12 protein-coding genes are annotated in these 14,696 nt (G+C 66.6%); 8 read left to right on the forward strand and 4 right to left on the reverse strand.

Annotated features, from left to right (window positions below; genetic code table 11):
* Positions 1 to 29: 29 nt before the first annotated feature.
* A complete protein-coding gene (locus tag C5E06_RS02155; protein ID WP_104305862.1) occupies positions 30 to 1,115 on the reverse strand; it encodes an acyltransferase in 1,086 nt (361 codons plus the stop codon).
* Between the two features lie 355 nt (positions 1,116 to 1,470).
* On the opposite strand from C5E06_RS02155, the gene C5E06_RS19135 reads away from it, so the two are divergent.
* The 6 genes from C5E06_RS19135 (at position 1,471) to C5E06_RS02185 (ending at position 9,161) form a co-directional block, all read left to right on the forward strand.
* Positions 1,471 to 2,076: an SGNH/GDSL hydrolase family protein gene (locus C5E06_RS19135; protein ID WP_181057711.1), complete on the forward strand. Its 606-nt coding sequence runs from the start codon at positions 1,471 to 1,473 to the stop codon at positions 2,074 to 2,076.
* A gap of 212 nt (positions 2,077 to 2,288) precedes the next feature.
* Positions 2,289 to 3,752 carry a polysaccharide biosynthesis tyrosine autokinase gene (locus tag C5E06_RS02165; protein WP_104240285.1) on the forward strand — a complete coding sequence of 488 codons (1,464 nt, stop codon included), beginning with the start codon at positions 2,289 to 2,291 and terminating at the stop codon, positions 3,750 to 3,752.
* Between the two features lie 123 nt (positions 3,753 to 3,875).
* Positions 3,876 to 5,177: a UDP-glucose/GDP-mannose dehydrogenase family protein gene (locus tag C5E06_RS02170; RefSeq protein ID WP_104240341.1), complete on the forward strand. Its 1,302-nt coding sequence runs from the start codon at positions 3,876 to 3,878 to the stop codon at positions 5,175 to 5,177.
* A 528-nt stretch (positions 5,178 to 5,705) separates the two neighbouring features.
* The gene (locus C5E06_RS02175; protein ID WP_146081275.1) at positions 5,706 to 7,802 is read left to right on the forward strand and encodes a hypothetical protein; all 2,097 of its coding nucleotides are present in this window, start codon (positions 5,706 to 5,708) and stop codon (positions 7,800 to 7,802) included.
* Between the two features lie 60 nt (positions 7,803 to 7,862).
* Positions 7,863 to 8,453 carry a YdcF family protein gene (locus C5E06_RS02180; protein WP_104240287.1) on the forward strand — a complete coding sequence of 197 codons (591 nt, stop codon included), beginning with the start codon at positions 7,863 to 7,865 and terminating at the stop codon, positions 8,451 to 8,453.
* Positions 8,454 to 8,459: 6 nt separating this feature from the next.
* Positions 8,460 to 9,161 carry a PASTA domain-containing protein gene (locus tag C5E06_RS02185; RefSeq protein WP_146081276.1) on the forward strand — a complete coding sequence of 234 codons (702 nt, stop codon included), beginning with the start codon at positions 8,460 to 8,462 and terminating at the stop codon, positions 9,159 to 9,161.
* On the opposite strand, the gene C5E06_RS02190 is transcribed toward C5E06_RS02185, so the two are convergent.
* Complete coding sequence (locus tag C5E06_RS02190) at positions 9,141 to 10,274, reverse strand: glycosyltransferase (protein ID WP_104240289.1); 1,134 nt, start codon at positions 10,272 to 10,274, stop codon at positions 9,141 to 9,143. The genes C5E06_RS02185 and C5E06_RS02190 overlap by 21 nt on opposite strands.
* A 316-nt stretch (positions 10,275 to 10,590) precedes the next feature.
* Between C5E06_RS02190 and C5E06_RS02195 the strand changes: the two genes are divergently transcribed.
* Positions 10,591 to 11,673 (forward strand): glycosyltransferase family 4 protein, encoded by a 1,083-nt coding sequence (locus C5E06_RS02195; RefSeq protein ID WP_104240290.1) that lies wholly within the window; start codon positions 10,591 to 10,593, stop codon positions 11,671 to 11,673.
* Between the two features lie 5 nt (positions 11,674 to 11,678).
* Entirely contained in the window at positions 11,679 to 12,740 is a 1,062-nt protein-coding gene (locus tag C5E06_RS02200) for a glycosyltransferase family 4 protein (protein ID WP_104240291.1), read from the forward strand.
* 10 nt (positions 12,741 to 12,750) lie between these two features.
* Here the strand turns inward: C5E06_RS02200 and C5E06_RS02205 are convergent, their stop codons facing one another.
* Both C5E06_RS02205 and C5E06_RS02210 read right to left on the reverse strand, forming a co-directional pair.
* Positions 12,751 to 13,836, reverse strand: a complete 1,086-nt coding sequence (locus C5E06_RS02205) for a hypothetical protein (RefSeq protein ID WP_146081277.1) — start codon at positions 13,834 to 13,836, stop codon at positions 12,751 to 12,753.
* 11 nt (positions 13,837 to 13,847) lie between these two features.
* The gene (locus C5E06_RS02210; protein ID WP_181062864.1) at positions 13,848 to 14,678 is read right to left on the reverse strand and encodes a polysaccharide pyruvyl transferase family protein; all 831 of its coding nucleotides are present in this window, start codon (positions 14,676 to 14,678) and stop codon (positions 13,848 to 13,850) included.
* Positions 14,679 to 14,696 lie beyond the last annotated feature (18 nt).

Consider the following 14,696-nt stretch of genomic DNA (forward strand, 5'->3'; position numbering starts at 1 on the left):
CGGGCTTTCAGACGGGGCGCGGGCGGGGGTCACCGTGCACGTGCCGGGCTCAGCTGCTCTCGTCTCGGGAAGACGAAGAGCGCATCCACGACGCGGCTGCGGCGGCGGAGTGCGACAGCGGCGAACGCTACGGCAAGTGCGGCCAGGATGCACGCGGTCATCATCATGGGCTGTGCGGTGACGCCCCAGGAATCGAGCAGCTTCACGACCACGATCTGCAGCGGGTAGTGGACGAGGTAGAAGACGATCGAGTTGCGGCCGACATACTGCAGCGCGCGGGACAGCGCGGACTGGCGCGCGCCGTCGAGCGCTCCGCGGACGCGTCTCGCGAGCAGCATGGTGCCCGCGATCCCGGCGAGCACGACGGGAACCCAGATCAGGTCGAAGCGCTCGATGGCGCCCTTGTCGTCGGTTGCCGGTGTCTCCGCGCCGCCGAGGGCCAGGCCGTGCTCCTGGAGCACGAGGAGCACCGCGAAGATCGAGCTGCCGGCGAGGAGCGCGAGCATCGTCGGCGTCGTGTCGAAGCGGCGCAGCCGGTGCCGGTTCTCGGCGATGAGGTAGCCGGCGAAGAAGAAGCCGCCGTAGTAGGCGAGGTCGAAGAGGGTGCCGTCCGGCGCGGCGATGCTCAGCAGCCAGAGGGTCACCGGCACGGAGGCGAACCAGGGGCCAGGGATCCGGGTGAGCAGCGGCGCGGCGAGGTAGGCGAGGAACAGGCAGAGGATGAACCAGAGCCAGCTGCGGGTGATCCAGCCGTCCGGGCGCATCCACTCGGTCGCGTTCTCGGTGGCGATCCAGAAGATGACGAGCCACACCACGTAGGGCCAGGCGAGGGTGCGGAGCTTGCCGGCGTAGTAGCGACCACGCGGTTTGGCGAGGGCGAGGGGGAGGAGAAGTCCAGACAGCAGCATGAGCGAGGTCATGCGGAAGGGCGCGAAGTACAGGGTGAGGTCGTCGATGACGGTGCCCGGGGTGACGTCTGCGATGTGCATGGGCACGTCGATGGCGTGGTTGGCGATGACGAGCAGGATGGCGGCGCCGCGGATGATGTCGATCCACCGTTCGCGGTGGCGGGGGAGGGTCGCCGCGGGCTGTCTCGCCGCGTCGTGTGCTGCCATGAATTCCCCGTCTCGCCGTGTCTCGACGCTACACTTCCCGGTTTTCTGGGCCGGAACATGGCGAATCGAGACAAAGTTCGGACCAATTCCGGGGCTAAATCCCGGGGATTTGAGCGTGTCGGGGCAATCGAAAGTTCCCAGGGGAGTATCAGCTTGGCCGCTGGGCCGGTACGATCACATGGAAATGAAAACACGCAACCAGAGTGCGCGTCGTTGGCCCCAGCTGACACTGCTCGTGGTCGTGGCTCTCGCTGCGGTCGCGTTGGTGGCTTTGGCGTTCATGCCACGTGAGGCCCCCGCGGGGGCTGGCGCAGAACCTATTCTTACGATCTCCAGCTCAGAAGACGCCGGTTCGGTGACGAGCTCCGCTGGTGGTCCATCCGCTTCGGCGCCATCCGCGACCCCTGCGGGCACCGGCCTGACCGTCGCGTTCATCGGCGATTCCTACACCGAGGGTGTCGGCGCGAGCGACCCGTCGCTGCGCTGGACGACCCTGCTGGCTTCAGCCAACGGCTGGGAAGAGCTGAACCTCGGCGTGAGCGGCGCGAGCTACGGCCAGGGCCTCGAGGAGTGGAACTCCTACGCGCTCCAGGTCGAAGAGGCGATCGCGGCCGAGCCGGACGTGGTCATCGTCTCCGGCGGTCTGAACATGTCGGAGCTCGACCAGGAGCTCGGCGTCGAGTCGGTCTTCACCGATCTCCGTGCCGGTCTGCCGGATGCCCGCATCCTCGCGGTCTCGCCGTTCTGGGTCAGCACGGCGTACCCCGCCCAGCTGGCGCTCACGAGCGAGCTCATCGAGGCTGACGTCACTTCCGTCGGCGGCCAGTACCTGGATGTCGGTCACCTCTTCGAGGACGAGTTCCAGTACTTCGAGCTCGACGGCCTGCACCCGGACGACGCCGGCCACCAGCTCATCGCGAACGCGGTCGACGCCGGCCTTCCGGTGGAGATCGGCGGCTGATCGTCGCTCGGCACCGAAGTGTGGTCACTCTGCGACTGATTGATCACATTTCACGAATTTACAGCCCAATAACATCACACCAGTAGTATGAGGCCGGGCTCGCCCCAGCTTGCCTGAGATACCCCCTGCGCTCCGAACCGCGAGCCACCCGTTTCGTGCCAGCCGCGAAAGCGGCAGCGGCACGAGCGCAAGAGACACACGGACGGACCTTTATGGAACTGCGCGACTACCTGCGAATCCTGCACAAAAACTGGATCATCATCTTGATCTGCACGCTTGCGGGGGTCGCTGGCGGTGCTGGCGTCTCGCTGCTGCAGACACCGAAGTACTCCTCGACGGCGGAACTCTACGTCTCGGTGCGCTCCTCTGACGGTGCTGTTGTCCAGGAGCTGAACCAGGGAACCTCGTTCGCCCGGCAGGCAGTGCAGTCGTACACGACAGTCGTCAACAAGGAGATCGTGACCTCACGGGTCATCGCGGAGCTCGGCCTCAACATGACGCCGGCGGAACTCGCCTCCAAGATCACGGCGACCAACGAGCTCAACACGGTTGTCATCGAGATCGCGGTCACTGACGAGGACCCGGTCCAGGCCGCGTCCATCGCGAACTCCGTGGCCACGAACTTCATCGATGTGATCGTCAACGAGCTGGAGAAGCCGGACGGCGCGTCGCCCAGCCTCGTGAAGATCGAACCTGTGCAGTCGGCTCAGCCCTCGGGAACCGCCGTCAGCCCTCGAGTGCCCATGAACGTCGGATTCGGCGCCCTGATCGGGCTCCTGGTCGGTCTGGGAATCGCCTTCCTCCGCCAGTTCGTCGACACGAAGGTCCGGAGCACTCACGACATCGCGCAGATCACTGACCGTCCGATCATCGGCACGATCACGTTCGACCCGGATGCCGGCAAGCGGCCGCTCATCGTGCACGAGGAGCCGAAGAGCCCGAAGGCCGAGTCCTACCGTGCTCTGCGCACGAACCTGCGCTTCATGGACATCGAGAACACTCGCCACAGCTTCGTCGTGACGAGCTCGCTCCCCTCGGAGGGCAAGAGCACCACGTCCGCGAACATCGCGATCGCGCTCGCCGAGCAGGGCGCCAAGGTCGTCCTGGTCGATGGCGACCTCCGCAAGCCGAAGGTCGCGACCACCATGGGCGTCGACGGCTCGGTTGGTCTGACCGACCTCCTGAGCGGCCGCGCAGAGCCCAAGGACGTCCTGCAGCGCTGGGGCCGTGGTCGCCTCTACGTGCTCCCCGCCGGACGCATCCCCCCGAACCCGAGCGAGCTGCTCGGCTCGCACACGATGCAGCAGGTCCACGACCAGCTGCTCGCCGAGCACGACTACGTCATCATCGATGCGCCCCCGCTGCTCCTCGTCACCGATGGTGCGGTGCTGAGCGAGCTCGCCCACGGCACGCTCCTCGTCGTCGCGAGCGGGCAGACCCCGCGTTCGGCGCTCGCCGGTGCGGTCGCCCAGCTCGAGGGCATCGGCTCCGAGGTCTCGGGAATCGTCGTCACGAAGGTTCCGACCAAGGGCCCTGACTCCTACGCCTACGGCTCGTACGGCGCCTACGGCGCCTACTACGGGACCGATGAGGCGGGCAACCCGACGACCGAGTACCGCAAGATCGGCACGGGGCAGATGCCGATCATCAGCGCGAAGTCCAGGCGCAACAACTAGTCCTCGAATGCGTTGCCCAGTGCGCGGACACCTCCGAGCACTGGGCAACGCGCACGTTCCTCAAGAAATCATCCCCCAGCCCGGTCTTCAGTCAGTCGGGTGAGATTCATGGAGAAGAAGCAGATGCGAGTTTCCGTTATCGGATGCGGGTACCTGGGAGCCGTCCACGCCTCGGCGATGGCCGAGCTCGGTCACGAGGTCATCGGCATCGACGTCGACGAGCGGAAGATCGAGGCCCTGGCCGCCGGTCAGCCACCCTTCTTCGAGCCCGGTCTCCCCGAGATCCTGACGTCGGCCACGGCGAGCGGGAACCTCGAGTTCAGCACCGATATCGCAGCGGCGGCCTCCGCCACGGTGCACTTCATCGCGGTGGGCACCCCGCAGGCCAAGGACAGCGCTTCAGCTGACCTCACCTATGTGGATGCGGCGCTCTACGGGCTCCTCCCGCACCTCAAGGCCGGGGACCTCATCGTCGGCAAGTCCACGGTCCCCGTTGGAACCGCGGAGCGTCTCGCCGCGATCGTCGCCGAACACGGAAGCGGCGCCACGCTCGCCTGGAACCCGGAGTTCCTCCGTGAGGGCTTCGCGGTCAAGGACACGCTCGAGCCCGACCGCCTCGTCTACGGCGTCGCTGACCAGACCGCGGCCGACGTCCTCGACGAGGTCTACGCGCAGGCCCTGTCCACCGGCACACCGCGCATCATCACCGACTACGCGACTGCAGAGCTCGTCAAGGTCGCGGCGAACGCGTTCCTCGCCACGAAGATCAGCTTCATCAACGCCATGGCGGAGATCTCCGAGGTCGTCGGTGCCGATGTCAAGGAGCTCGCGGATGCGATCGGACACGATGTGCGCATCGGTCGCAAGTTCTTGAACGCGGGTGTCGGGTTCGGCGGCGGCTGCCTCCCGAAGGACATCCGTGCGTTCACGGCCCGCGCCGAGGAGCTCGGACGTGGCGAGTCGGTCGCCTTCTTGAAGCAGGTGGATGCGATCAACCTGCGGCGTCGCCAGCGGGTCATCGATCTGGCTGTGGACGCGCTCGGCGGATCCGTGAACGGCAAGAAGATCGCCGTGCTCGGCGTGACCTTCAAGCCGGAGTCCGATGACGTGCGTGATTCGCCTGCCCTCGACGTCGCCGTGCAGCTCAAGGGGCTCGGCGCGAACGTCGTCGCGACGGACCCGCAGGGCATCGAGAACGCCCGTCGGCGCCACCCGCAGCTTCAGTACGTCGAGTCGACCGAGGAAGCCCTCCGAGACGCCGAGGTGATCGTGCTGGTGACCGAGTGGGCCGAGTATCGTGCGCTCGACCCGGCCACGGCAGCTCAGCTCGTAGCGAACCGAGCGATCATCGACGGCAGGAACGTGCTCGACCCGGCCGCGTGGCGTGAGGCGGGTTGGAACTTCGTCGGCATGGGACGACGCTAGCGGCGCGTGCTCGGAGATGCAGGTGCGCGGGGAAAGGCTCGAGCATCGAACGGGATCGTCAGACTCCGTTCGTTGACTCGAAACATAACCCGGTTAGGCTTGGAACGGCGCGAAGGGGGTATCCCCAGTTGACTCGGCAAGTCTCGGCGATTTTCGGGGAACACTGACCCGCCAGTCAAAAGCGAGTCTCGCAGGTGTGCGCGTCACGTCCGACTTCGCCTTGATCAGCAAGGAGTGCCGAGCATGACAGAACCGTCCAAGCATGCGTTGAGTAGGCGAGGCCTCCTTCGAGCGGCCATCATCGGCGGCGCTGTTTCTACGGTCGGATTGTTCGCGGCGCAGAACCCCGCACATGCCGCGACCGCGTCGTTGGCGAAAATACGCACGCTCAGTTCGACCTGGTCGCCCGCAAACCGGGCTTTGTACACGGAGACATCAGCGATCGCTGCCTACTACGAGCGCTCCCTGGCAGCGGTGACCAACGCGATGGTCGGCGATGGACCGATGGCGGCGGGAGCCGGTCGACACGTGGCACCAAGAGGGTGGTTCACGGGCAAGTACTGGCGAGCAGCAGCGTCAACATGGTGGAACGCGCGCACTCAGGAGCACATCTCCACGCTCGCCTACTTCCTTGCGAGCGACGAACCGTGGAATGTGGAGTACCGGGGCAACCGTGAGCTGAGGCTTCGACTCCTCGCTGCGATAGAAACCTACGCAGCAACACAGCTCGCGGATGGCTTCTTCCCTGAGGATTCAGGCGCACAGAGCGATGCCGCCGTTCCGAACCCGACGGTTGTGTCTAGTCTTGCTGCCACTGCATTCGGGGTGCAGGCCATGGCTTCCACCTTCGGTCTTCTCACGAAAGATCGCGCGACTGCCCCCGCAGCAGACCATGGTGCAATTGACGCCGCGCTCTCATCGCTGCGAAGCATGATCGGCGAAGCCGTGGCGACTGGTCTCGACCCCAACTCGCAGCTCTGGGGCCGCGCTGAGATCGACGTTGCCAATCAGCCAATCGGCATGATCGCCGCGGCAGTGCTCGCGGCCTTCGAGATACCAGACGATCGAACGGCGCTTTTGGCAAACGTGCCCGCTACGTTGGCCATCATTGCTGAGCGTGGGATCTCGACAAGCGGCCACACCGTGGAGCGAAAGGCCTACGACTACGGGTATACGGCGAACGTTGCAGTTCCGGACCTTGCAGTCATCGCTCGCCTAGCTCGCGAGATGGGGCGAGCAGACGTCGCCACGACGACGGAGGACATCGCCCAGCAGGTGACTAGGTTCGTTACACACACAGTGTTCTTCGAGCCGACGCCAGGACCGGATGGCTCCCCGAACTACGTGGAAGGCTTCCACTACGCCGGCCTTTCCGCCCGCAACACCGTGTTCACCTTCCAGCCCTACGACGCGATTCCCGGAGCCTGGAAGGCGCCCCTCGGAAAGTCGAACCAGACGCAGAGCTCGCTGACCCCGAGTCGCGACCTGCTCGCGGTGACTCCCGAGTTCGCCGCGCTGCACCCCTCTCAGGAAGCGGTGCAGGCCTGGTTCGACAACTGGGTGAGCGACCCCGCCATGTACCCGATCACGGACTGGGCGGCGAGGGTGCTCTCCGGGAGCCGCGAGCTGCTCAGCCCACGTCGCCTTCTCGGGACGGTGCAGACCGTCGCGCCCGCCCCGAGCGATGCTGAGCGTCGCGCCTCCGCCGCCGACTACCCGTACTTCACTGCCGCGTCGAGCAATACACTGCTGGCGGACACCGCACCGACAGCACCTGAAATCTTGCCCCGCTGGTATGGGTTCGTGCAGAGGAAGAACTTCCATCTGGGCTTCCAGTACGGATTGAACAGACTTGAGAACATGGCGTACGAGGGTGATACGAAAGCTCGCCCGCGCTACGGCCCGGGGATCCTCTGGACTCCGACCCGAGGCACAGTCGTCCTGTCCTCCAACGAGCCCGTCGCGAAGCTCTCGGGCTCCAAGGTGGTCAGGGACAACGAGGCCATCGACCGGAGCTGGGGCACCTACGCTGGCAAGACGGCGACCGGGTACGCCGAAGCCCTCACCCCGATGATCGCGACCTCGAGAAGCGCCTCAGGTGCGGTGATGGGCGCCGGGGAATCCACTGGGGCGTTCACCGTGACCGCCGTGAGCTCGGCGAAGTCGCCAGTCATGACGACGACCCTGCGGTTCAACGCCGGCCGGGTCTTCGGCAGCATGCAGGGCGAGCAGGACCGGTTTGTGCGACGCGTTCAGACACCCGGCAGAACCGGATACCACTGCATCCCCCTGCTCCTGGGCCCGGAGGACCATATCGAGTTCTCCGTACAGCCGTCTGCGGTGGTCGGTGCGGTGGTCGACAGCTCGGTGAGTGGACGCCCGCTTGTCGTGAACTCGCAGCTCAAGTCCACGCTCAGAGTCTCGACCGACCGGTTCACCATCGTCACGGGCGCGAACCGGGCGAATCGGCTCACCTTCATGTTCTCCGAGGGCACCAGGGCGTCGGCGTCCGAGCTCTCGTTCCTCGTGTACGAGAAGACGTACCTGTCGACCGCGAAGCGGCGCGTGGTCGTCAAGGTCCCCCACGGGGCCGACTTCACGGAGACGATCGTGTTCGGCGACTGAACTGCTCGTCAGCTCACACGCGAGTCACCAAGAGAGCGGGTATCGTTTCATCATCATTCGGTGGTCACGACGACGTGCTTCCTACTAGCTCTGGAGGTTCTTGTGCGTCGGCTCGTTCTCTGGCTGTCCGTTGGCGCGTTCGTCGTCGTCGCGGCGCTCGTAGCGGCGACGATCGTCTACGTGTTCCCGGCTTCGGACGAGGTCGAGCATGCCAACGCCGTCATCGTCCTCGGGCCAGCGACGCCCGACCGTGTCGCGCTCGGCCAGCAGCTCGTCGACGAAGGCCGCGCCGATCGCATGATCATCTCGGCGGGGAGGCCCGGCTGGGCCTACGACAAGGCCTCCATTCCCGAGTGCCGTGATCGCACAGCTGACTGCTTCATGCCGGTGCCCGCCACCACTGCGGGTGAGGCTCTGAAAATTGCGGAGATTGCTGAACGCGACAGTTGGACCTCGGTCGCTGTCGTTACTGCGACGCCACACGTCGCCCGCGCGCGAACCATCTTCGAGTCCTGCAGCGGGATCGCCGTAGACGTCGTCGCACCCCCAGCAGTACTTGAGCCTGCGGGGTGGCTCTACGAGTTCGCGTACCAAACAGGTGGCTATGCGAAATTTGCCATCGTCGGCTGCGCACAACCTGACGCGGCGTAGAAGCTCGTGACGGCGCCAGAAACTGGTGGGTCGAAATCGCCGCTCAAGACAGCACTCCTCCTTCTGTGCGGGGTGCTGCTTGTCGCTCTCTCCGGGGTGCTCGTCTTCTCGGTCAGCGACTGCACCCAGCCGAAGCCGCCCCCGACGTCCAGCGAGGCCCTTCCGCCGACGAGCGCCGTGGCGACCCAGGTGCCGGTCGTCGTGGGCCTCAGCGTGGACGAGGCGGCCGCGCGGCTCGCTGAGGCAGGCCTTGCGCCGATCTACATCTCGGAGCGTGACATCGACTGGGATCCGGAGGACCGGATCGTCGTGACTGCCTGGCCCCAGTCCGGTGAGATCACGGAGGATGGGACGGTCGCCCTCCGCGTGTCGGCACCGGTGCGATCACCGCAGGGCAGCGGCTCGGGGAGCGATGCCCAGGCGCTTCTCGAACGGCTCTGGCAGGTGCAGGACTTCGCAGACGGGTTCGATCGACCGCACGATGGCGGCGCCGCGAGCTGGTACGTGGGCGAGGTCAGCGGCTCAGTCAGTGACGGGCTCCAGGTCGAGCTCCGCGCAGACTCGGGCTCGGTGAGCGACACCGACCGGCGGCGCTTGGTCGCTGAGATCGGCACCCTGGTCAAGGGCACGTACCCCGATCTCGAGAAGGTCGTGCTGACCACCTCGGACGGAGTGCCGGTCGAGTGGTCAGCGGCGTCCGGCGGCTGACTTCTTCCCAGACCGCCCTCGCGCCAGCTTGTCGAGGCTCTCCTCGTAGCGCGCGCACACGCCTTCCCACGAGTATTCCGCTCGGCCGCGAGCGAACGCACGAGCGCTCAGGTCCTCCTGCAGAGCTGGGTCGCCCAGGAGGCGGAGGACACCGTCCGCGATGGCTGACGGTGTGGGCTCGACGAAGACCGCCGCGTCGTCGAGCACCTCTCGGTTGTAGACGGTGTTCCGCGCCACGGTCGGTGCGGCGCACGACATCGCCTGAACGAGCGCCGGGTTCGTGCCGCCAACGCTGTGTCCATGGAAATAGGCTCCAGCGTGCTGCCAGAGCGAGTGCAACCGGTCGTCATCGCTGACGTGGCCGAGCCAGTGCACCCTGGCGTTCGCGTCTGCGAGCTTCTGCGCCTTGTCGTCGAGCTCGCCACCGTAGCCGGTTGAGCCGACGATGACCACGTGGTGCGTCTTCGCGACGGTCTCCGCCGCTTCGAGGAACTCGCCCACCGTGTTCTCCGGCACGAATCTCGCGACCGCCAGGGCGTATCCGCGGTGGGTCAGGCCGGGCTCGATGGGGAGGTCCTCCGGCACATCGCCACCGTAGGGAATGAAGACACCGTCACGACGGAAGTCCCTGCGCCAACGATCGCCGATGGCGTGCGCGTCGAAGACGAGCTCGTCCGCCCACCACGCGGTCGCCTTGGCTCCTCCACGGAACATGGCCTTCGCCAGGCGCCCCCACTTGGCGCGATCCCACTCGATGCCGTCGACGTTGAGCAGCGTCGGGACCCCGCGTGCGCGGAGGAAGGGGAGCCAGAACCCATTGGCGACGTTCATCACGAGCGCGACGTCAGGGCGGCGCCTGGACGCGTCGAACATGGCCGTCGCGCCATACGACAGCGTGCTGAGGGACTTCGACTCGATGCCTCGAGTCACGGGAGTGTGCACGCGTGGGTCGCGCGTCGGGTCGCCCTCTTTCGTGGAGCCATCCCTGCCGTAGACAGTCACGTCCCAGCCCTGGTCGACGAGGTACGGAGCAAGGCGCCGAACGGCTGTCTCGAAGCCGCCGTAGTAGCTCGGGTAACCGCGAGTACCGATGATCGCGACTGATCGATTCATCAGGTCAGGCCTCTTTCGCGTTGAGGTGGGAAGGGGGTGAACGTCAGTCCTGCGACTCGCAGGGCTGAGGTCGACCGACCTCCAGCGCAGGTGGGGGATGCGCTAACGGGGGAAACGAGCGCGACGCGATGCGATAGCTCGATCACGCTACACTCTATGGCATCCCCGATGACGGTCCTGTTTCGTGCGAAGACTCTTGCTTCTGCGAGTCAGGACCGAGCTGTTTGCACGTGCCTGAACCTACCGAAAGGCCCAGCCGATCGTGACTCGCGTCCTCCTTACCCATCCTGGTGCGGAGCTGTACGGAAGTGATCGCATGGCCGTAGCCTCGGTGCGTGCGCTCGTCGAAGCCGGCGACCAGGTGGATGTGGTGCTGCCGTCTGACGGACCGCTCGTGCCGCTCCTCACGGAGGCGGGTGCCCGGGTGCTCGTTCTCCCTCTTCCCGTGCTGCGCAAGGCGATGCTGCGCCCCCTCAAGCTGCTGCAGCTCGCAGCCACGATGCCGCGCACGATCGTTCGGTCGATGAGAGTCCTGCGTCGCCTCGAAACCGACGTGGTCTACGTCAACACGATCACGCAGCCGTGGTGGCTCCTCGCGGCGGCCTTGGCGAAGAAGCCGAGGCTCGTGCACGTGCGCGAAGCGGAATCAGAGCAGCCGGCGATCGTCCGCAAGGTGCTGCTCGCTCCGCTGGCACTCGCGACCCGAGTGGTCTGCAACAGCAAGGCCACTGAGCGATACGTGCTCGACGATGCGTCCGGCGTCACGGGCAAGACCTCCGTCCTGTACAACGGCAAGGACTGGGCCCCGTACGAGGCTCCGGTGTTCGAAGGGTTCGCGGAGCCCGTTCGCCTGCTCCTGGTGGGGCGCATCAGCCCTCGCAAGGGCACCGACACCGCGATCGAGGCTGTTCACCTCCTCAGGCAGCGAGGCATCGACACGAAGCTGACGCTCATCGGTGACGTGTTCGACGGGTACGAGTGGTACCGGGACGAGCTCGGCGCGCAGATCGCGAAGCACGGTCTCGAGGATGCCGTCGTCTTCGCCGGCTTCGACCCGGAGCCAGCGGAGCGCTTCGGGGAAGCGGACCTGGTGCTCGTCCCATCGCGGCTCGAGCCCTTCGGAACCGTGGCGGCCGAAGGCATGGCCGCGGGTCGGTGCACGATCGTTGCTCGCACGCAGGGTCTGGTGGAGATCGTCGACTCGGCAGAGGTCGGGCTGACCTTCGAGGCCGAGAACGCTGGGGAGCTGGCCGAGGCCTGCGCGCAGCTCATCGCCGACCCGGATCGGGCTGTGGCCATGGCTGCCGCGGGACGCGCCCGAGTCCTCGAGCGGTTCTCGACTGAGCAGTACGCGGCAGGGACGCGTTCCATCGTCGCCGAACTCGAGAAGAGCGTCTGAGCGATATGAAGGTCTGCATCGTCTCCGTCCCACTCACCACGAGGAGCGGCGTCTACCGCTCCACCTACGACCTCGTGACCGCCGCGCGGGAAGCCGGCCTCGACTGGTCCGGGATCATCGCCATGAGGCCGAGCGCACTCGGCTCCCCGCCGCAGGGCGATCTCGGAGTGCACGAGACCACGATCGACGTGCACGGCATGAAGCTGATCCCGGCGATCAGGCGGCTTCTGCTGAGCCGTGCCGAGTTCCGCGAGGCCGATGTCGTCATCACGATGATCGGCCAGAGCGACATCGCGGTGAGCGGCCTGGGGAGCAACCGGCCGAGCACGTGGGTCTCGTTCGTCCGCGGACTGCCGTGGCCGGCGCACGGTGAGGCGAAGGCGCTGCGCCGAGTGCTCCAGCGAGTTCTCGTGACCCGTGCCATGCGGAAAGCCGACGAGGTCTGGGCGACGACGACGGTGCTCGCCGACGGAGTCCGCTCTGCGGTCGATCCGGTGATCGTGCCGGCTGGGGTTCCCTCGGTCGAGCGCATCGCTGACGGGTCACTGGGACGGGACGGGCACCTCGTGTTCGCCGGTCGCCTCGACCGCGACAAGCGCCCACTCTTCTTCGCTGAGATCGTGCGCCGGACGGGGGCGCTGGCCAAGGCGTTCGGGGCTGGCCCCTTGCAGGGCGAGCTCGAGCAGTCACGGCCCGAGACGCTCGACATCTCCGGCTGGGTTGACCCGGCCGCCCTCTGGCAGGGAGCGACGGCCTTCCTCGGCACGTCGAGCCGTGAGGCGTTCGGCAGGAGCGCGGTCGAGGCCGCGCAGCACGGCGTCCCCGTGATCCTCTCGCGGGACTACGGTGCCGCACCGTTCCTCATCACGGACCCCGTGCTCGTGGATGCCTTCGTGCTGCCGAGCGAGCCCGTCGAGCTGTGGGTTGACGCGGTTGAACGACTCCTCGACGACGAGGTGCTGCGGCGACGGCTCTCGGACCACCTCGTGGAGAACGCACGCGAGATCACCATCGAGCGGTCGGTTGCACGCGTCGACGCTCGCCTCCGGGAGTTGGCGGCCGGCTGAGAGCCTGCCCTCAGGCGGCTTGATCCGGAGCGGCGACTGCTGCGGCAACCCGCGCACGCATGTCCGCGGCTCGGGCGGCTCGGGCTCCGCGCAGCGCCCGGTACAGGCGCACGTGTGCGAGGCCGGTGGTCGCCCACGAGCGACGCTCGGAGAAGGCGGAGGCTGACGTGCGCCGTGCCGGGGCATCCCGGTAGGCGGCTTCCAGCACCTCGCCCGTGAGAGGTCCCTGGTAGAGCGTGAGGAGTTCCGACCCCACCTCTCGCTGGAGCGCGAGGTTGGAGGAGCTGACCGGCGCGAGCACGGGGCACCCGAAGCTCAGCGCGTAGATGAGGGCGCCCGAGTTGTACATCTGGAGGTACGGGAGCACCACGAGTCTGCTCTCGGCGAGCTGATCGAGAAGCTCGGGGTCTTCGACGAAGCGCGCATCGAACGCCGTGCCGGGATGCGCATCCGCGAGCTGCTGGATCGTGTGACGGTACTGCGCGTTCTTCGCGGCACCGAGGATGACCAGGCTCGACCCAGGCAGCCGCTGCTGCTCGTAGCTCTCGATGAGGGACTCGATGCCCTTGTAAGGGCGAACGAGGCCGAAGTGGAGGATCTGGTGCACCACGCGTTCCTGAGACGCCCAGCCCCCCTCCTTGTGCTGACGCAGAAGTGGGACGTAGTCCCCGTGGGGCACGGTGACCCCCAGCGAGAGGTCGTTGTCTTCTGAGCTGTTGAGGTAGATGCGCACGTCGACGGCCCGGATCAGGAGGTCGATCGCGAACGCTGTGGTCCGCCGCCCTGCTTCGTGGGGCTTGAGATTGTGCACCGTCCACACCAGCGTCTTGCGGGTGAGCCGGATGCGCAGGACCAGGGCGACCAGGAGGAAGGACTTCAGGAGCTCACGCGCGGCGGAGGGGGCGACGACAAGAGCGTCGGGCCAGTGCAGGTGGAAGATGTCCCAGCGTCCGATGAGCGCCGTCTTCCACGAGAAGAACTGCAGGTCGACGTCGTCGGCGAGCGCTTGTGCGAGAAATGCCGTGTACGGGTTCCCACCTCCGGGCGGCCGGTTGTAGGACATCAGCACTCTGGGCTTCGGGGGAACGCTCGACATGTTCAGTGCCCTCAGCTCGCCGTGGTCCACAGATCGGTGGGGAAGGCTGCCTCGAGGGGCGCGGGGTCCCAGGCGGCAAGCGGGGCCTCTGTCGAGGCAGTCCGGGCAGGAAGCAGCTGCAGAGCCTCGTCGAGGTTCGAGGCGATCATCCAACTGCTCCTCCCAGTGCCGCGGAAGTAGTCCTCGTACTTGAAGACCGGCTCGACGGGAGAGGCGATGAGCACGACCGGCACGCCGAGCATCTCGGCGAAGACGAGCGCGTGGAGTGAGCTTGTGACGAGTGCTTCGCTGCCGGCGATGCGGGCTGCGATCTCGTCCACGGAGCGCCTGGGGCTGAAGAAGTCCGGGTGGCTGCGGTACTCCCGCGCGTCGTTGAGGTTCGGGATGACGCTCAAGCGCCGGGACGGGAGGAGCGGGTGCCGCGCGCGCAATCGGTCGCCCAGCAGCAGAGCCGGGTCGCCGTAGACCTCGGGGGCGTCGATGCCGCGCTCGCGGCGAAGCCATTCCCGGGTGAGTGGCCCCCGCACAGCGCGCACGTCGAGTCGAGTGAAGCGGTGGGCTTGCTCGACCGTCTTGCCGTTGACGCCGGTTCCCCAGATCACGTCGTTGTCGCCGGCGAAGTGCATGACGGATCCGACGGAGAAGAGCGTTCGCGTCGAGTCCACCGCCTGGTGGGGGGCCGAGCCGAGTCGGGACTCGGCGACCTGCGCGACGACCTGCGGGCCGATCAGGTCACCGAAGTTGTTCTTCCGGGGCCCGAACATGCGACCCGCGAGTCGCAGACGACGGTACCGGTGGGGGTTCCACATGAATGCGGGCACACCGTGGACGTGCTTGAGCACAGGCTTCTCCTGGAATGT

Source organism: Pseudoclavibacter sp. RFBI5, from assembly GCF_002931395.1.
In the GTDB taxonomy this organism is placed as follows: Bacteria; Actinomycetota; Actinomycetes; order Actinomycetales; family Microbacteriaceae; genus Pseudoclavibacter.

Bases quoted from the DNA above. Each gene is read 5' to 3' on its own strand.
- C5E06_RS02200 (WP_104240291.1), top strand. From the start codon at position 11,679: ATGAAGGTCTGCATCGTCTCCGTCCCACTCACCACGAGGAGCGGCGTC.
- C5E06_RS02190 (WP_104240289.1), bottom strand. From the start codon at position 10,274: ATGAATCGATCAGTCGCGATCATCGGTACTCGCGGTTACCCGAGCTAC.
- C5E06_RS02205 (WP_146081277.1), bottom strand. From the start codon at position 13,836: ATGTCGAGCGTTCCCCCGAAGCCCAGAGTGCTGATGTCCTACAACCGG.
- C5E06_RS02195 (WP_104240290.1), top strand. From the start codon at position 10,591: ATGGCCGTAGCCTCGGTGCGTGCGCTCGTCGAAGCCGGCGACCAGGTG.
- C5E06_RS02170 (WP_104240341.1), top strand. From the start codon at position 3,876: ATGCGAGTTTCCGTTATCGGATGCGGGTACCTGGGAGCCGTCCACGCC.
- C5E06_RS02155 (WP_104305862.1), bottom strand. From the start codon at position 1,115: ATGGCAGCACACGACGCGGCGAGACAGCCCGCGGCGACCCTCCCCCGC.
- C5E06_RS02165 (WP_104240285.1), top strand. From the start codon at position 2,289: ATGGAACTGCGCGACTACCTGCGAATCCTGCACAAAAACTGGATCATC.